The organism is Burkholderia anthina (assembly GCF_902498995.1).
GTDB classification, from domain to species: Bacteria; Pseudomonadota; Gammaproteobacteria; order Burkholderiales; family Burkholderiaceae; genus Burkholderia; species Burkholderia anthina.
Genome location: NZ_CABVLY010000010.1, coordinates 115193 through 132987, shown reverse-complemented (window position 1 = coordinate 132987; position 17795 = coordinate 115193). Strand labels below are relative to the sequence as shown.

General features: G+C 62.1%; 15 protein-coding genes and 3 pseudogenes. 3 read left to right on the top strand and 15 right to left on the bottom strand.

The annotated features are described in order from the left end of the window. Positions 1–17: 17 nt before the first annotated feature. The 7 genes from tssG to BME24068_RS15390 all read right to left on the bottom strand — a co-directional run bounded on the left by tssG (position 18) and on the right by BME24068_RS15390 (position 6814). Complete coding sequence (gene tssG / locus BME24068_RS15420; protein ID WP_096504329.1) at positions 18–1118, bottom strand: type VI secretion system baseplate subunit TssG; 1101 nt, start codon at positions 1116–1118, stop codon at positions 18–20. Then, complete coding sequence (gene tssF / locus BME24068_RS15415; protein WP_174926555.1) at positions 1082–2917, bottom strand: type VI secretion system baseplate subunit TssF; 1836 nt, start codon at positions 2915–2917, stop codon at positions 1082–1084. The genes tssG and tssF overlap by 37 nt, the downstream gene beginning before the upstream one ends. A gap of 76 nt (positions 2918–2993) precedes the next feature. Further along, entirely contained in the window at positions 2994–3479 is a 486-nt protein-coding gene (tssE, locus tag BME24068_RS15410; RefSeq protein ID WP_044845929.1) for a type VI secretion system baseplate subunit TssE, read from the bottom strand. A gap of 62 nt (positions 3480–3541) precedes the next feature. Continuing rightward, complete coding sequence (locus BME24068_RS15405; protein ID WP_006477093.1) at positions 3542–4045, bottom strand: Hcp family type VI secretion system effector; 504 nt, start codon at positions 4043–4045, stop codon at positions 3542–3544. Positions 4046–4115: 70 nt separating this feature from the next. Then, positions 4116–5606: a type VI secretion system contractile sheath large subunit gene (gene tssC / locus BME24068_RS15400; RefSeq protein WP_006751237.1), complete on the bottom strand. Its 1491-nt coding sequence runs from the start codon at positions 5604–5606 to the stop codon at positions 4116–4118. Positions 5607–5621: 15 nt separating this feature from the next. Next, positions 5622–6137: a type VI secretion system contractile sheath small subunit gene (gene tssB / locus BME24068_RS15395; protein ID WP_044845930.1), complete on the bottom strand. Its 516-nt coding sequence runs from the start codon at positions 6135–6137 to the stop codon at positions 5622–5624. Positions 6138–6181: 44 nt separating this feature from the next. Then, entirely contained in the window at positions 6182–6814 is a 633-nt protein-coding gene (locus tag BME24068_RS15390) for a tetratricopeptide repeat protein (RefSeq protein ID WP_096504323.1), read from the bottom strand. Positions 6815–7190: 376 nt separating this feature from the next. Here BME24068_RS15390 and tssJ point away from each other — a divergent pair, with 376 nt between their 5' ends. From tssJ to icmH, 3 genes are all read left to right on the top strand, one after another. Next, the gene (gene tssJ, locus BME24068_RS15385; protein ID WP_174926593.1) at positions 7191–7802 is read left to right on the top strand and encodes a type VI secretion system lipoprotein TssJ; all 612 of its coding nucleotides are present in this window, start codon (positions 7191–7193) and stop codon (positions 7800–7802) included. A gap of 102 nt (positions 7803–7904) precedes the next feature. Further along, on the top strand, positions 7905–9251 hold the full coding sequence (gene tssK / locus BME24068_RS15380) for a type VI secretion system baseplate subunit TssK (protein ID WP_096504319.1): 1347 nt from the start codon (positions 7905–7907) through the stop codon (positions 9249–9251). Continuing rightward, positions 9248–10030 carry a type IVB secretion system protein IcmH/DotU gene (gene icmH, locus BME24068_RS15375; RefSeq protein ID WP_096504317.1) on the top strand — a complete coding sequence of 261 codons (783 nt, stop codon included), beginning with the start codon at positions 9248–9250 and terminating at the stop codon, positions 10028–10030. The genes tssK and icmH overlap by 4 nt, the downstream gene beginning before the upstream one ends. Positions 10031–10120: 90 nt before the next feature. Here icmH and BME24068_RS15370 read toward each other — a convergent pair whose 3' ends face one another. From BME24068_RS15370 to BME24068_RS15335, 8 genes and pseudogenes are all read right to left on the bottom strand, one after another. Continuing rightward, positions 10121–10438: a DUF7716 domain-containing protein gene (locus BME24068_RS15370; RefSeq protein WP_174926554.1), complete on the bottom strand. Its 318-nt coding sequence runs from the start codon at positions 10436–10438 to the stop codon at positions 10121–10123. Positions 10439–10733: 295 nt separating this feature from the next. Further along, positions 10734–10971: pseudogene (locus BME24068_RS35510) on the bottom strand (RHS repeat-associated core domain-containing protein); the annotation flags it as partial. A 74-nt stretch (positions 10972–11045) separates the two neighbouring features. Beyond that, entirely contained in the window at positions 11046–11309 is a 264-nt protein-coding gene (locus BME24068_RS15360; protein ID WP_239007834.1) for a DUF7716 domain-containing protein, read from the bottom strand. Positions 11310–11460: 151 nt separating this feature from the next. Continuing rightward, a pseudogene (locus tag BME24068_RS15355) lies at positions 11461–11856 on the bottom strand (transposase); the annotation flags it as partial. A gap of 104 nt (positions 11857–11960) precedes the next feature. Further along, positions 11961–12215: a hypothetical protein gene (locus BME24068_RS15350; protein ID WP_174926553.1), complete on the bottom strand. Its 255-nt coding sequence runs from the start codon at positions 12213–12215 to the stop codon at positions 11961–11963. Positions 12216–12217: 2 nt separating this feature from the next. Continuing rightward, positions 12218–12715: pseudogene (locus tag BME24068_RS15345) on the bottom strand (RHS repeat-associated core domain-containing protein); the annotation flags it as partial. Then, complete coding sequence (locus BME24068_RS15340) at positions 12711–13136, bottom strand: SMI1/KNR4 family protein (protein WP_174926552.1); 426 nt, start codon at positions 13134–13136, stop codon at positions 12711–12713. The pseudogene BME24068_RS15345 and the gene BME24068_RS15340, both read right to left, overlap by 5 nt. Next, on the bottom strand, positions 13133–17749 hold the full coding sequence (locus BME24068_RS15335; protein ID WP_174926551.1) for an RHS repeat-associated core domain-containing protein: 4617 nt from the start codon (positions 17747–17749) through the stop codon (positions 13133–13135). Before BME24068_RS15335 ends, BME24068_RS15340 begins: the two co-directional genes overlap by 4 nt. Positions 17750–17795: the final 46 nt, after the last annotated feature.

Genomic DNA, 17795 nt, shown 5'->3' with positions numbered 1-17795 from the left:
TGTGTTTTCGTTCGGAATCAGTGAATCACGTGCAGTTCGTAGCGGGCATCCGAGCGGTCCTCGGCCGCGTCGCGCGTGCAGAGGAACGCGTCCCAGCCGAGTCGCGAGCCCTCGCCGAGCACGCTCGCACCGACCTCGGTGCGCTTGAGCACGAGCTTGACCTCGTATTCGAGCGTGATGCCGGCCAGCAGCGTCAGCATCCGTTCGAGCGCGACGGCCTGCGCGCCGCCGGGCAGGAACGCCTCGTAGTCGCGCTTGGACAGCGGGCCGACGACGATGCGCGCGCGCATGTCGCGCTGCCACACGCGCTCGCCGACGAGCGCCGTCGCGCCGAGCACCGCGTTGACCTCGCCCAGCACGCTCAACTGGTCGGCCGGCACGTCGTACCACTTGCCGACGAACTGGTCGATCTTCACCGGCACGCGGAAATAGTCGGACAGCGTGCGCTGCAGGTACGCGGCTGACATCGGCCGGTGCCGTGCGGCAAGCGCGTAGCCGGCGACGGCCTCGTCGAGCACGCCGCCCACACCGGCCGCGAGGCTGTCGCGCACCTCGTCGCTCGGCACGCCCGCGATTGCGAGCAGCAACGGCAGGTAGCGCTCGTCGCGATCGAGTTCGTAGTGGAACGGCAGCCGGTATTTCTTCCACGCCGCGTAAAACAGCGCGGTCGCGCGGTTCGAGAACACGTCGAAGAATGCGCGCGCCGCATGGTCGCGCTTCAGGTGCTCGCGCGCGACGATCTGCTCGGTGTAGTGCAGCGGCAGCGCGCCCTGCCCGCCAAGCAGCCCGAAGAACGCGGGCGTCAGCTCGACGTGGCCGAGCTCGCCGGCCGCGAGCGCCGCGCCGCGCGCGTCGCCCGAATCGAGCAGCGTGCCGTCGTCGTCGAACGAGCGCGCGCCTTCGATCTCGCTCGGCGGAAAGCCGAGCGACAGCGTGTTGCGGAATTCGATGCGCTGCGCGACGACGTCACCGTGCCGCCACGCGCCGGGCGCATCGGACGCCTGCCGCGCGAACAGCCCTTCGAGCACGCGCACCGCCTGGAAGAATTCGAAGCGGTGCGGCTCGTCGAGCAGCGCGTCGGCTACGCCAGGATCGATTCGCCGGTCCGGGGCTTGCATCGGATGATCTCCTCGCCGGTGCGCTTCGACACGACGACTAATTGAACGAAACTGTTGATGTGCACGTACAACCCGAAGAAGCTGTCGAGCACGCGCACGAACGATGCAAGGCTCGCGCCGACGAAGTGCTCTTCGTCGATCGTCAGGCGCACTTCGATGCCGCGCACGAAGGTCGCGAACGGCTTGCCCGGCAGCCATTGCACGGCGCCGCGCTGCTCGATCCCCGCCAGCCCGTCGATCTGGCGCATCGACACGGCGGTGCGCCGCAGGTCGTACAGCGTCAGCATTTCCTTGAGCGGCGCGAGCCCGTGCGCGACCAGCGACACGTGGTTCAGCGCGAGGTGCGATACGAGCCGCCAGTGCGCGGCGCGGCCGCGCTCGAAGCGCACGCTCTGCGTCGGCCGCCGCAGCAGCGAGATGCCGCTCGTCTGCGCGCCGCCCTCCTGGAACAGGTCGCCGCCTTCGAGACCGAACGCGAGCATCGACGGCAGATCGCGGTTCGTGCAGGTGAGGTCGAGGCTCAGCGTGTCGGTCTGCGGCGACGTCGGCTCGAAGTCGATGTCGACGATCGAGATCTCCGTCTCGTAGCCGGGGCTCTTCTGCGCAACCCAGTCGTTGCGGCGCGCGAACCAGTAATGGCCGATCCGCGCCGCTTCGCCGTGATGCAGCGAATAGAACGGCCGGAACTCGATCACCGATTCATCGTGCGCCTGCTGCCGGACGAGTTTCACCGAATCGATCGAATACACCTCGTACGCGAACGCGCGCCGCGCCTCGGCGATCACCGGATAGGACACCGCGCGGTGCGTGATGCGGATCGGCTCGCCGTGCTGGCGGAACAGGTTCACGATCGGCGTGCAGAACAGCCGGAAATGGCTGGCCGTCAGCAGGTCGAGCAGCCGCGCGACATGCGAGTCGCTGCGCACGTCCTGCAGCACGAGATGCAGCGTCGCGCGCTGGCAGCGGCCCGACGCGCGTGCGATCGCCGCCAGGTCGAAATCGACGAAATCGAACTTGTCGGGAAACGCGAAGTATTCGGTGAGCAGCCGATACGCCGGGTGCGACTTCGCCGGGTAGTCGATCAGCGCGTCGTCCTCGTCGAAGCCGGCATGCGCGATCGGCAGCTTGCGCAGTGCCGTCCAGCGGCCGTTGCGCTCCGGCTCGACGTACGCGCCGAGCACGTTGACGAACAGGCAGTCGGTCAGCGCGGCGACGAACGACTGTTCGCCGTGCAGGTGCGCACGCAGCGTCGGCAGCTTCAGCGCGCCGAGATCGAGTTGCGCGGCGAGCGATTCGAACGTGATCGAGATCACGCCCGTCGCGTTGGACGGCAGCACCGTGGCGCTCGGCGCGAGCGCGACCGGCGTGTAGCGCGCCTCCGAGATACGGACCGGCGCGAGCGTCACGTCGTACGCGGTGCGAAACCGGCACTGCACGCCGCGGATCGGGCGGCTCTTCAGCTCGGTGCCGCGTGCGATCACGACCGGTTCGGTCTGCTGGCCCGGCGACGCCGGCGTGAACTGCGCGATCGAACACGACGGGAACGGCCGCAGGTAGTGCGGATACAGCACTTCCAGCAGCGCTTCGGTGAATTCCGGGTAATCGTCGTCGAGCTTCTTGTTGATCCGCGCGCCAAGCAGCGCGAACGACTCGATCATCCGCTCGACGTGCGGATCCTCGCAATGCTCGCCGGACAACGCGAGCCGCGCCGCGATCTTCGGGTAACGTTCGGCGAAATCTCGCGAATAGCGCCGCAAAAACGATAATTCGCGCTCGTAATACGGCAGCAATTCTTCCATCGACGACCCCGAACCTCAATATTTCCTGCCGGACCTGATCGACCACCGGGCGGTCCGGCCCGCTCGGCGGCTTGATTTACAGCATTCTTGCCGCGCGTGCGCGCGTGACCGAGTACTGCAGCGTCGACGGCTGCAGCATCGCATCGAAACTCACCGGCTCTTCGGCCGGGTGCACGACGAGCAGCGCCTGAATCGCGAAGTAAAGCGCGTTGGTCGACTGCTCGTTCAGTTCGAACGTCACCTGCACCTGCTGCAGCCGCGGCTCGTGGCGCGCGATCGCCTGCTGGATCGACTTGCAGATGAACGCGCGGTCGTAGTGACTCGCGAGACTCAGCCCCGCGAAATCGTTCAGCCCGTAGGTCAGCACCGACTTCTGGCATTCCGGCAGCGCGGCCAGCTCGATTTCGGTGTGGGCGATACGGGTGTTGAGGATCGCCTCGACGTCGCGGGCGACCGTGTTCTTGAGCTCGTCCAGCGACAATTGCCGCATCGCCGCCGAGGCCGGCAGGTGCGGTTCGTCGTCGAACAGCTTGTCGAGAAAACTGGGTTCGAATCGTTTCATCGGCCGGTGCGCACAGCGAAAACGGCAACGGGACGCCGAGCGCCCCGTTGCCGCAACCGACCTTAGACCGCGTAGGTCTTGTCGTTCTTCGTCAGGCTCCAGGCGCCTTGCGTGTTGCCGCCCTGGTTGCCGCCGATCTTCTGCTGGGTCTGCTTCCACTGCACGGCCGCGTACTTCAGCGAGAACGTCTCGAGCGGCAGACCTTCTTCGCGAACGCTCGGTGCGATGCTCGAGATGATCACGTACTTGAGCTTCACTTCCAGATACTGCACGCGCTTGCCTTCGCCGTCTGCGCGCGAGAAATGGACCGTGACTTCATCGAACGTGGTGCCGCCCGATGCGTGCTGATACAGCAGCGGGCTCGACGAATCGATTTCCTTCGTGAAAATCATGTCGCCGTGCTCGCAACGGGTCATCGTGTGACCGCCTGCGGTCGATGCCGTTGCCGAACGCGGCTGAACGATCGAGTGATCCCACGATTTCAGTTCGATCCAGCCCTGATGGTCTTTGTCCGCGGACTCGCCCTTCACCGCCGGACTACCAAACTGCAAGTGCATATGTAACATGGCCCTTCGACTCCCCAAAGAGGTGGTTTTAACGTCCTACCCAGGCGGCCCGCCCGGGCGATTTACTCGCTTATGAATTTGCCGGTTTGGGCAGATCAGCGACAAGTCGCAGAGAAATCGAGAGTTCGTCGAGCTGAAAGTGCGGGCGCAGGAACGCGACCGAACGATACGAGCCCGGCTTGCCCGGAATCTCCGACACTTGTATGGATGCCTCGCGCAGCGGGAATTGCGCTTTCTGTTCCTGCGATGCGTTGTCGTCGAGCAGGACGTACTGCGAAATCCACCGGTTGAGGAAAGTCTCCACGTTTTGCGCCGATGCGAAGCTGCCGATCTTGTCCCGCATCATCGCCTTCAGGTAGTGCGCAACGCGCGATACCGAGAAGATGTACTGAAGCTGGGCGGACAGGACGGCGTTCGCATTCGCGCTGTCGGTGCTGTATTTCTTCGGCTTCTGCACCGATTGCGCGGCGAAAAACGCAGCGTAATCCGAGTTCTTGCAATGAACGAGCGGAATGAAGCCGAGGTCGCTCAGCTCCTTCTCGCGGCGATCGGTGATCGCGATTTCAGTCGGGCACTTCAGCGCGACTTCACCGTCGTCCGTCTTGAACGTGTGGGTCGGCAGGTCCTCGACGAGGCCGCCGCCTTCGACGCCGCGGATCGCCGCGCACCAGCCGAAGTCGTCGAACGCCGCCGTCAGGCGCGCCGCGAATGCCCACGCCGCGTTGCACCACAGGTACTTGTCGTGCTCGGTGCCGTCGACGTCCTCGACGAAGTTGAAGTTCTCAGCGGTCTGGCCGTCCTTCGGATTGAACGGCAGGCGACCGAGGAAACGCGGCAGCGTGAGGCCGACGTAGCGCGAATCTTCCGAATCGCGGAACGACTTCCACTTCGCGTATTCGACCGTGTCGAACACCTTGCCGAGGTCGCGCGGCTTGCCGAGGTCGGAGAACGACTCGAGGCCGAGCAGCTCCGGCGATGCCGACGCGATGAACGGCGCGTGCGCGGCCGCCGCGACGTGCGACATCTGCTCGATGAAGTACATGTCTTCCGGCTGGCGCGAGATCTCGTAATCGCCGATCAGCGCACCGAACGGCGAGCCGCCGAACGTGCCGAATTCCTCTTCGTAGACCTTCTTGAACAGCGCGCTCTGGTCGAACTCGCTCGCGCCCTTGAAGTCGCGCACGAGGTCGCGCTTCGGTGCGTGCAGCGCCTTGATCTTGATCGTCTGGCCGGTGTTGCTTTCCTTGACCAGGTAGTCCATCCCGCGCCACGTGCTTTCGAGGCGCTGGAATTCCGGCGCGTGCATCACCGCGGACAGCTGCGTGGAGATCAGGCGGTCGAGCTCCGCGACGCGCGCGTCGATCGTCGCCGACAGGTTGTCCGACACGATCACCGTGCCGTCGAGCACCTGATGCACGAGTTCGCCGATCAGGTCTTTCGCGCGTGCATGCTCGGAATCGGATTTCGCGACCTTGCTCTTCTCGACGATGTCGTCGAGCAGCGAAGTCCCGGCGGCGTATTCCGCGCCGCTCGCTTGGGCCGCAGCCGTTTGCTGGTTCATCTCAACACTCCGTCGTCATTCGCCGTCTTTGTCGCCGCCCGTGCCCTTCGCGAGCTCCTGCAGCTGCTGCGTGTTCTTCAGCACCTCGGACAGCAGATCCTCGAGCTTGTCGTTGCCGGCGAGCTTGTTGCGCAGGTCGGCCAGCTTCGAGCGCGCCTCGAGCAGGCGGCGCAGCGGCTCGACCTGTTCGACGACTTCGTCCGGGCTGAAATCCGACAGCGAACGGAACTTCAGGTCGACCGCGAACTTGCCGCCTTCCGGGCTCAGGCGGTTTTCCACCTGAAACGCCGCGCGCGGCTCGATCGCCTTCATCACGTCGTCGAAGTTGTCACGGTCGATGTTGACGAACTTGCGATCGCGCAGCTTCGGCTGCTCGACTTCCGACTGGCCCGCCAGATCGCCGACGACCCCGACGACGAACGGCAGTTCCTTCACCTCGATCGCGTCGCCCTTCTCGACCTCGTAGGTCAGCTGGACGCGCGGCGGCCGTATTTTCTGCAAGCTTTTCTGAATGCTTTCTTTCTTGGCCATCTCGACGGCTCCCAGGTTAGTTGTGGTTTTGTCGCGTCAATCGATCAGCGAAGCGCGCTGAACGGGTCGGCGCCACCCTTCTGCGGTGCGACGGGCGGCGTCGGTGCGGTGGTTGCAGCGGCGGCTGCCTCGGTTGCCGCTGCGGCACCGGCCTTCGGACGATGAATCACGCGACGCGGCGGGCGCGTCTTCGCGACCCGTTGCTCCGGCGGAAACAGTGCCGATTCGCCCAGCGTGTCGCGCAACTGCTTGGCGAGCGCCTGCGCATCCGACTTCGCGTCGCCTGCCAGCGACGAATCCTGACGCAGTTCGCCAAGCGACTGCGTCGCGATCCGCAGGCCCGCGACGGCGAGCACGCTCTTCGCCTGACGGTCGGTCGCATCGCGCTGCAGCGCTTCCTGTGCGGCGACGATCGCCTGGCCATAGTGGTTCTGGGCAAACTGGATCTGCGCGATGCGCGACCACGGTTCCTCGCGCGTCGGATCCGACTTCGCGAGCTGCTGGTACAGGCCGAGCGCCTTGTCCTGGTCCCCCGACTTCGCAACGGCGTCCGCATCGGCCAGCGACTTGTTGAATACCTCGGCAGTCGGCGGCGCCGGCGGCTGGCTCGCACAACCGGCGATCACGCCGCAGGCCAGCACTACCCCAGACAATTTTGCGAAGAGACGGTCTTTCATCGTTATATCCACCGGCGCGTGAGTATTAAAATCGTTGAGAATCTGGTTCTTTTGCTTTGCAAGAAGCGCGCGGGTATAGTACCGATCAATTTTTCATAATTCAATCGCTGCGTGCAGAGTAATTCCTTTTAAATCCGAGCGCTACCCCCTCGAAACGCTTGTGGCAGCGGCCTCTCGCGGGCTTTCGTTTCGACCGGAATGCGCAAGTTTTACTGATTCGACGGCATCGCACGCTGGTTGCGGAAAAATTTGCCGGAAGCACGTCGTAGCGCATGCGCGCTTAATAGTTGAACGACAGATAAGCGGGACATTCGCAACGACGCGGAAATACCCGGCAGTTTTGACAGGGAGCAAAAGGCGGCACGCCGGAAATACGATGAGATCGTCCATGATTCGCTATGCGCTGCCGCTGATTGCCTGCGCACTCCTGGCCGGATGTGCGGCCGCTCCGTTGCTCGGCTCGGCCGCGAGCGCCGTCATGCAGGCGGCCGGCATCGGCAAGCCCGACGTGCCCGACGCACAGAAACCCCCGCGCAACATCGGTCTCACGCTTGCGGCCGCGCCCAACCTCAACGCCGCGAACGACCACAAGCCGCTCGCATTGGTGGTGCGACTCTACGCGCTGAAGGACCCGACCTCGTTCCAGCAGGCGCCGTTCGACGCATTCACCGACCCGACCAAGGAAAAGGCCGCATTGGGCGCCGATCTGCTGAACGTGCGCGAAATCACGCTGATTCCGGGCCAGCGCTATACGGCAACCGAAAAGGTGTCGCGCGAAGCGCAGGCATTCGGCATCGTTGCATTGTTCCGCGATCCCGCACTCCAGCGATGGAAACTGACGTTCGACCCGGTGAAGTCGGAGAAATCCGGCATAATCATCGGCCTGCATAATTGCGCGATGACGGTCACCGACGGCTCGGTCATCGCACCGCAACAAGGTGCGCCGTCGCAACCGCTGAATTTGCTTTCATCGGTCACCTGCGGTTAAACATGACGCACGAATGTCAATTAACAAGAGTTAACAAATTGGCGATTAATTCGGGCACGAACAAATCGATTACATCGCAACGCCACATTAACCGGATTTGACATGAGTTATTCGGCCAAGGTGCTTTGGGGGGAAGGGCTGTTCCTCCGGCCTCAACACTTTCAGCGACAGGACGCCTACCATGAGGCGCGCCTGTTCGAATCCATCCAGGCGATCCAGCCGTACAACTGGGGCGTGCGCTCGGTGCGCATCGATCGCGATGCGCTCGGCAGCAACGTGCTGCGCGTGGCCGAACTCGCGCTCGTGTTCCCGGACGGCGCGCTGTATGCCGCGCCGCAGGCCGACGACCTGCCGCCGCCGATCGCACTGGACACGCTGCCCGACGGCATCAACGACTTCGTGTTCTATCTCGCGCTGCATCCGCTGCGCGAGAACGGCACCAACTACAGCGACGATCCGGCCGCCGGCTTCATGACACGCTTCGTCAGCGAGCAGACGAGCGTCGCCGACAACTTCACCGACGCCGCCGAAGCCGACATCACGTTCCTGAAGACGCAGGTCAAGCTGATCGCGCATAGCGAGCCGCGCGACCAGCTGTTGTCGGTGCCGCTCGTGCGCGTGCGCCGCACCGCGACGTCCGGCTTCGAGATCGACGACAGCTTCGTGCCGCCGTGCCTCGCGATCGAGGCATCGCCGATCCTGCACCAGCGGCTGCGCCAGCTGGTCGATGCGCTGCAGGCGAAGGTCAATGCGTTGTACGGTTTTCATCGCGAGCCGTCGAAGAACATCATCGAGTTCCGCTCTGGCGACATCGCGTCGTTCTGGCTGCTGCACACCGCGAACGCCGCGTTCGCGACGCTCGCGCACCTGCATCAGCACGCCGCGCTGCATCCCGAGCGGCTGTTCCAGGAACTGCTGCGCCTCGCGGGCCAGTTGATGACCTTCTCGAAGGGCTACACGCTCGCGGATCTGCCCGTCTACCGGCACGACGATCCGGGCCCGAGCTTCGCGCGTCTCGACCTGATGCTGCGCGAGCTGCTCGACACCGTGATCTCGACGCGCTACTTCGCGATCACGCTCGACGAAGTGCGGCCGTCGTTCCATCTCGGCCGCCTCGATTCGGGCAAGATCGACGACAAGACCGAGTTCTATCTGGCGGTGTCCGCGGACATGCCGAACGTCGAGCTCGTCGATGCCGTGCCGGCCCGCTTCAAGGTCGGCGCACCGGACGACGTCGACAAGCTCGTGCTGTCGGCCATGCCGGGCGTGCGGCTGTCGTACACGCCGCAGGTGCCGCCCGCGATCCCTGTACGGCCGGGCGCGTGCTATTTCTCGCTCGATTCGCGCGGCGCGCTATACGAGCGCATGCTGCAGGCCCAGTCCGCGATGATCTACGCGCCGACTGGCATCAATGACCTGAAATTCGAACTGATCGCGGTCACATCATGAGCTACGCGCCTTCCCTGTTCGGCGACAACGCGCCGGCCCCCATGCACACCCCGGCATCGACCGACGCCGCGTTCCAGGCTCGCTCGCTGCTCGATCTGTTGTACGACGGGTTCTTCATGCTGTTCCTGCTCAAGAACGGGCGGGAGCCGGACAGCGCGAGCGAGTTCAGCACGAAGATCCAGGAATTCCTGTCGGATTTCGAGCGCGGGGCGAAGAAGCTGAACATTCCCGCCGAGGACGTGTACGGCGCGAAGTTCGCGTACTGCGCGGCCGTCGATGAAATGGTGCTGTCGTCGCAGTTCAAGATCCGCACCGACTGGGAACGCCGGCCGCTGCAGCTCGTGTTGTTCGGCGAGCAGCTCGCCGGGGAGAAGTTCTTTCAGTACCTCGAGGAATGTCGCGCGCAGGGCGCGGCGCGGCTGCAGTCGCTCGAGGTGTTTCATATGTGCCTGCTGCTGGGGTTCCAGGGCAAGTATCTGCTCGAAGGGCCGGAGAAGCTGGCTTATCTCACCGCGCGGCTGGGCGACGAAATCGCGCATATGAAGGGCAAGCGCGCGCCGTTTGCGCCGCATTGGCCGCTGCCGGATCAGATTGCGCACCGGTTGAAGCGTGAAGTGCCGGTGTGGGCGATTGGCGCGGTGTTCGCGCTCGTCGCGTTGCTCGGGTATCTCGGGCTCAATACGTATCTGAAGGACAAGACGCTGCAGGCGTTGGCGCCTTACTCGCAGATCATCAAGGTCGGGCCGGAGTCGGCGAATTTGACGATTTCGTTGCCTTGATGAGGGGCGGGGCTGCGCTCCGGCGCTGATGCTTCGTGAAAGAAGGACCGCCTGGCGGTCCTTTTTTACTGTGGCGCGGGGCGCGCGTCGTCAGAGCAGAATGAATTCGTCGTTGTCGACGTAGAAGACGAATGCGTCGAGCAATTGCGCGACGGTCGGTTCGTCGACCTGGTCATGTGCATTGATCACGATGTCTTCGATCGTCGCGCTTTTCAGCGTGACGCACCAGCCGGGTTGGGGGGCGGTGGTGGGCGGTGTGTCGGCTTCGGTGTCGTCGGCGTCTTCGATGAATGCGCCCTCTGTATCGAGCGTCCATGGCATCGGCGGCAGGCAGAGCCAACCGGAAAAGTCGCCGGGGTGCTCGAGAATGTGTTGCAGCGACGCGGTGGTCGCATGGGTGATCGACATGGGTATTGCGGCTGTAACTGGACTGGAATCAATGCGCAGGAGCGGCGATATGGCAGGTGCATGAAAGTGCCGGTGTCGCAGCGCTCGTGTCAGCGAGCCGTGATTATGCCAATTTCGTGCGCGGGGGGCGCGGGGTTGGCTCGGTGGTGGCTGTGGACACGCACCGATCGCGGCGCAATTTGCCCCCTTCACCCGCCTCCATGTAGTAGGTGTCGAGGACAAACGTCTCGTCCTGCTCGCCATCTCCGATGCAGCGACGCAGGATCGCGTAGCTGAAGGGAGGGCTGTGGCCCGCGGGATCGACGACATGTATGCCCTCCTCAAACGTGCAGGTCACGACGTTCGCGAAGAGTCGGGAGCCCACTTCGATCAACCGCCCGACCGGATCGTATCGATAGTCGGCCGACCTGCGGCTATCCTCGATCCGCGACAACTGCCCCGCGGCGATACCGCCGCTCGGCAAGCGGCGTCGGCAACGTCGGCCGCTGGATCGTCTGCTGCAGCACGCGTCCTGCCGGATCGTAGTGCGTGCGTACTCAACCTTTTCAAGTACCCACAAATAACAAAGGCCGCTTACGCGGCCCCAGCATAGTTTTCCTTCGAGTCGTCAATGCAAGTCTAAGAAGTCATCGTACTCAGCGTAGTGGTTCAGGCATCGAATAATCTCCTCGGATGAAGCGGTTGGCTTCTGCTTGTATGCTAAATCGACAACGTCCTGGAAGTGCTCGCGCATATAGCCCATCTCAAGCCCCAACGCGATTACAGATTGAGGCAGCACCTCGTTATCGTCGTCATCGAATTCGGGTACATCACCGACATACACGTTCATACCAGGTAGCAAATCGTCGGTGTTTTCCGGCACATAAATCATGTAGATCGAGTCTCGATCTTTCTTGTTTTTTTACAAGGTCGATCACATCCTCGATCTTGTAAAACGTATTCATATTGAAGCTACTCATAATGGGCATCCTGTAGCAGAGGAACCTGTCCGCATTTTTGTGGGCAAGGCGGTGAACAGCACGTTATCCGCGCGCCTGCATAAATCGCTCTCCGAACAGGATAGCAAACTGGTTCATCGCCGATTTCCAGTCGAAAGCGGTCCGCACTGTCTTGGCTAGCACGTTGCGCAGCGCCAGCCAGAGCAGCTTGATCGCCGCCTCGTCATTCGGGAAGTGACCACGGGTCTTGATGATCTTGCGCAACTGCATGTTCAGACTTTCTATGGCGTTCGTGGTGTACACGACCCGTCTAATCTCCGGCGGGAACACGTAGAACGGTACGACGTGCTCCCATGCCCGCTGCCACGATTGCACGATGGTCGGGTATTTCTCGCCCCAAGGGCCGTCAGCGAAGTCCTGTAACGCCTGCCTTGCGGCGTCTTCGCTGGCGGCCGCGTAGATCGGGCGCAGTGCTGCGGCCGCCTAGTTTGCACCCGCAGTGACGCAGGTCGAGCAGATCACCATCGGCCCGAATCGCCACCAACCTCGATAACAACAAGGGCCGCAACCGCGGCCCTTGGTTCTTACTGCATTTCGGATAAGTACAACTTCAGCATTTCTAGCAGTTCATCCTTTGAATAGAAGAACTCTTCTCCAGCGCTCATTCCACCAATGGCGTCTAGTAGCACATTCAGTCTCTTGTCGCCATAACGATATGCTCTCGCATCAAGCGATTTGACGTAGACATATCGAGCACAGATCTCCGGATCATAAGGTTGAGTTTCTATGAACTCGATTATTTCCCTTACCAGCCTTAGTTTTTCATCGCGTTGGTTCATAGTCAGCACCTACACCGGCAATTAATTGCCCTTCCGCTCGATGTTGCCTTTCCTTGATCGATATCCGCCTTGGTCGGCGGGTAGTGCGGCAAATCTAGAACCTCACCATCGTTCATTTTTGGGTGAACGCGATTCACCGCTTCAGAATGATCATACGTCTCTTCCCAAACACGTACTTGGCCAGTGCCCGGGTTCCATTCCGTAACGTGTGAACGCCCTCTCGTTGGGCCCTGCGTTCTCGCTAACGCTTCCTTGTCGTAATACCGAATACGCCCGTCGGGCAAGGCACGCACTCGATCTGCGGTCGCTTGCGCTCCTTCAAGCGCTGAGAATTTTCGTCGGAGCTTTTCTGCTGGGCTATCGCATCTCAACCCGAGCGGATCGACCCACTCAACCGGATTGGGCGCGTACTGCCAGACGTTCAAGCCACCTTGCAGACCAATCGGGTCTTTGGATATGAACTTACCAGTATCGGGATCATAGTACCGATACCGGTTATAGATCGTTGCCCGTTATGTGGCCGTCGTGGATGGCGGTCAACCCGGCAACGAGATCGCTTGCCAGTGATTTGACCTCATCCTCAGCTAGCGCACCGAGCGGCACGACAACGAAACGTTGGTCCCTTCGGAGATCCAGAGCGAAGCAGTAATCCCCACCGTCCGTACCGATGCCCACAAAGCCCCGGCCCATGCGTGTTGTGATCGAGTACAAGGCATTGAGTTCGATGACCTGCTCGACGGCCCACATGGACAGATAGAGGTCACCAACTCCGCCCTCGCCCCCATCCGACCACGCAAGGAAGTCCTTATAGTTCAATGGAAGCAGGACGCCTAGTGTCTTTTCCAGGCTAGCGATTTCTGCGCGGGTAGCGGGAGCCCTTCTGTGAAAGTCGACGCCCAGCAACGCTGTGAAATCCGTCATTTGATGGCTCCGAGTTGGTCGAAGTACTTGTACGCCTTCTTCAAGGCACGCTTACGGCAGTCGTCCGAGATCCCAGCAGCCCGCATATCTTGAGACGAATAGTTGAATTGATCCTGAATGCTGGTAGCCCACGGGTCCTGTCCCGCAGCCGTCATTGCGTCGCGACGTGCGTTCTGGCTATCGCTGATCGCTTTGTGGATCGGGTTTTGTGGGATAAGAATTGCAGGAGCTTCTCGATAGTTGTACCCCTCGATTTCGTTCGCCTTAGCCCAACGATCCTGAATGATGTGGTGACTCTGATAGCCAGACGGCCGGGGGCTCGGTTGATTACCGTGGGGCTCAACGCCACATGGGCACCCGCATCGCTTCGCGAGACCAAGTGGATCAATCCAGCCCGTCGGGTTATCAGCGTATTGATAAACGTTGATCCCGCCAGCGAGCCCGATAGGGTCTTTCGACACGAACCGCCCCGAACTCGGATCATAGTACCGATACCGGTTATACGCGAACCCCGTCTCCTCATCGACCTGCTGCCCCTGAAACCGCAACGAATTGTTCGCCACGATCCCCGCCGCCTTCGAAACTCGCGCAATCACCTCCCGCGCTTCGCCCCAGGCCTTGTACGACGCTTCCCACACGACGTCACCGTCGTCATCCGTCAGCAGTTGCGGCGTACCGATCTGGTCACAGTGGTAATAAAACAGCGCCGCATCGCCTCGTCGCTCCGGCACCTTCTGCAGTGGATCCTCCTCCGGCACATAGCGATCCGTATTCTTCCACTCCGGCGTCTCGATACCCGTTACCGCCCCCGCCACATACTGCGCCAGCGGCACGAACGTTCCCGGTTCGTAGATATAGTGCGTGCCGCGCTCTCCATCGCTCTCATACGCCAGCGTATCACCATCCCACCCGAACACCGTCCGCTCGCCGTTCACCTCTTTCGCGATCCGACGACCGAACGCATCATAGAAATACCGTGACCGACTCTGCCGCGACGTCTCCGCAACCCGCGCAGACATCAAGCGATTGAACTCGTCCCACTCGTATTCCTGCTCACCCGCCGGCGTACGCTTGCGCACCAGATTCCCGCGCGCGTCGTACTCGAAGTGCATCCCCGCATACGCCTTCAGCAGGTTACCCAGTACTTTCGGCACCTCGACCGGCAACGTGCTTTCCGGCCGCACCGGGCTCGGACGCGACGCAGGCGTCTCCGTCGTTCGCACGGGGTCGATGATGTTGCTCGCCGGATCAAACGCAAATCGTTCCTTCGCGACCGGACTCACCGCCTCGATCAACCGCCCGACCGGATCGTATCGATAGTCGATCCCGCCCTTGCGGCTGTCTTCGATCCGCGCGAGTTGTCCCGCCGCGTCATAGCGATACCGCCGTTCGGCAAGCGGCGCAGGTGACGTCGACCGCTGGATCGTCTGCTGCAGCACACGCCCGGCCGGATCGTAGTGCGTGCGCTGCCCGACCTTGCTCGACAGCACACGTACCGTCTCGCGATGCAAGTCGTCACGCTCGAACTGCACGCGCTCCTCGCCATCGAGCAGCATCCCGTGCACATGCCCCGAGCCGTACATCAACCAGTCGACCGCATGCCCGTCCGGGCGCACGGTCCGTCGCCGGTTGCCGAGCTCGTCGTACTCGTGATGCCACACGTAGCTGCGCTGCTCGCCGAACAGATCGTACGCGTGATGTTCACGCACCAGATTGCCGACCGGATCGAAGAAGAACTGCACGCGGCTGTGCCGATTCACCGCGTCGATCAACCTGCCGCTCGGGTCATAGGCAAACCGTTCCTCGCTTTCCCCCGCGACACGCGTCATCAGCCGGCCGTTCGCATCGACGTCGATCGACGTCACGCAACCCGCTTCATCGACCGAAACGAGGCTACCGCTCTCCTTGTCGTACTGATAGCGCGTCGACTTGCCGTCAAAGCCAATTTCCTCGATCAGCCGTCCAGCCGGATCGTAGTGAAACTGGTACGTCGCAAAATGGGCATCGGTCAGCGCACTCAAGCGACCGAGACGGTCATAGCGATACGCAAGTGTCTGTCCGAGTGCATCCGCGCGGCTCGCAATGCGGCCGACCGCGTCATAGCCGTATCGCGTCGACCGGTTGAGTTGATCGGTATGCCGCAGCAAGCGACCTTCCGCGTCGTATTGCACCTGCTCGACACCGGCCGGTGAACGCATCTCCGTCAATCGACCGTTCGGGGCATAACCATAAGCAGCCACGCCACCGGACGCATCCTTCGCCTCGATTACGCGACCGATATCGTCGTACCGCCACTCCGTCTTCTTGCCGGAGCAGTCCGTGTAGCTCGTCAATTGCCCGGCACCGTTGTATTCAAGCGCCTTCGAACCGCCCTTCGCATCGGTGATCTGCGTCGGCAATCCCTTGTCGTTGTACTCGTACTTCGTCGCGTGCTCGAGCGGATCGATTTCCTCCACGAGGTTGCCCGCGTCGTCGTACTTGCGCTGCCACACATGCCCGTTCGGATCGACGAGCCGGATCATCTGATCCTTGTGGTCGTATGCCATCTCGACGATGCTGCCGTCCGCGCGCTCATGCCATGTCCGGTTGCCGCGTGCGTCATAACGCATCTGCTCGATGCTGCCGTCCTGCAGAATGTGCAGCGTCAGATTGTTGTGTTCGTCGCGCCGGAACCACTCCTCGTTTCCGTCCGGATAAGCGATTCGATAAACGTACCCCTTGATGTTGAAGTAATAGCGCGTCATCTGACCGAGTGCATCGGTCACGTAGGTCAGTCGAATGTTCGGATGCCACGCAAGGCGGATATCGAGGCTGCCGTCGTCCGCATACTCGCGCACGCATTTCGCGTTCGCGTTGTCGTCAGCATCCGCGCCGTCCCACTCAAGCGTCATCCCGCGGCCAGTACGATCGGTATAGCGCGTCACGAGATGGCGGTCGTACTGATAGTTCCACGTGTTGCCGTGCCGATCGGCCGCCCGGACGAGATCGCCCGCTTCGTCATAGGCGTAACTCGCCAGCGTCCTGCGCTTGCCGTCCTCGAGCACCTGCTCGATCAGCACGATCCGCCCTGCCTTGTCGTGCTCGAACGACAGCACGTTGCCGTTTGCGTCGATCAAGCGTGCCACGCGGTCGAGCGCATCATAGTCGAGCGTGATGGTGTTACCTGCGCGATCCTTCTGCATCGCCAACCGGAACGCATGGCCGCGCCGCTCGTACACGTGCAGTTCGTCATGGCCGTATGCAATCGTGGCCCACGTATCGTCGAGCCGCGACAGCGTCAGGTTTTCAGAAAGATCGTCATGCGCGCCTCCGACCTCGACGGCGCGATATTCGATGCTTCGCCCGCTGGCGTCGCGATAGAACCAAGTGTCGCCTTCGACATCGATGCGCGTCGTGTACGGCGTGAGCCATCGCGCGCCGAGTTCGCCGTGGTCGTATGCAGACAGCCGTGACCGATACGTACGCGCCCAGACAAGCGGTAACGCGCCGGGCAGTTCGAAGTCCGTATGCGTGAAGGTCTCGTCGCCGAAAGCAAAATCGATCGACCCGGTCGACGCACCGATCTGGCAGCCCTTGCAAGGACTTTGGCCCGCACCTCCCGCACGCTCCTGCTCTCCAGTCGCACCCAACGACTCCTGAGGACGCTCGTGCTGCGCCCGGCCCTTCCCACCGGGCGGCACCTCGGCGGTCTTTTCATGAAGCTTCCCGCGCGCACGCACCCTCGCCACGGCCTCGATCACTTGCGCGATCAGCCACAGCATCTTGCCTTCTTCGCTGCCGTTCAGATCACGGATCGCGTTCGCGACTTTCGGCGCCTCGGTCTTCAGGAACGCGACGATATCCCGGAACGGTTGCAGCCACGAATCCGGAGCGAGCTTCGCAGCAGTCCCGATCGTCGCGTTTCCGGCTTCCTTCCCCAACGCAATCGAACCTTCGTAGCCGTACTCGAACGCATCGACCACCAGCATCGGGTTGTACCAGGACCGCTTGTCCATCTTCCGAGCGATCTGCGCAGTACGTCGAACGTTGGCGCTGCTGTCGAAAATTTGCCCTTTGAGTGCGAGTTCGAGTCCGGTAGCAATACCGACCATCAATTCCTGCGCCTTATGCGCGCAGTCGTTCAGCAGTTCGGCGAGAACATCCTGCAGGGTCTTCAGGAAGTTTTCGATTTCGGTCGCGGCCGCGGCGTTGACATGCGTGACAAGCACCGCAATGACTGCCGCGCCGAGATTGCCGCGAGACACCAGCAACTGATTGCGCACGAGCGCCAGCAGCGGGCGTGCCGACAGCCGGAACGATGCCAGCGGCGGCGGAACCGGAATGACCCCGATCAGGTTGATCGCGAGCCCGAGGTAATCGAGCAGATTGGCGTGGCGCTTCTCGACGATCATCACGATGTCGCACACCGCATCGTAAAACGCCATCAGGTTGCCGATGATCGGCACCGCGCTTGCGAAGGTTTTGAGATCCTCGAACGAAATGTGATTGCCGCTGATCTTGAGCAACCACTTATTGAAACGGTCGCCTCCCGCCGCCACATCCTTCGGCGAAATATCGCTGAGCCAGGAAACGGCCTGTTCGTTCTCGGCGCCCGGTGGAAGTTGTTGTGCCATGTCGTTCTTCGTTCAAATCTCGATCTGTTGTTGTTCTAGACGGCTG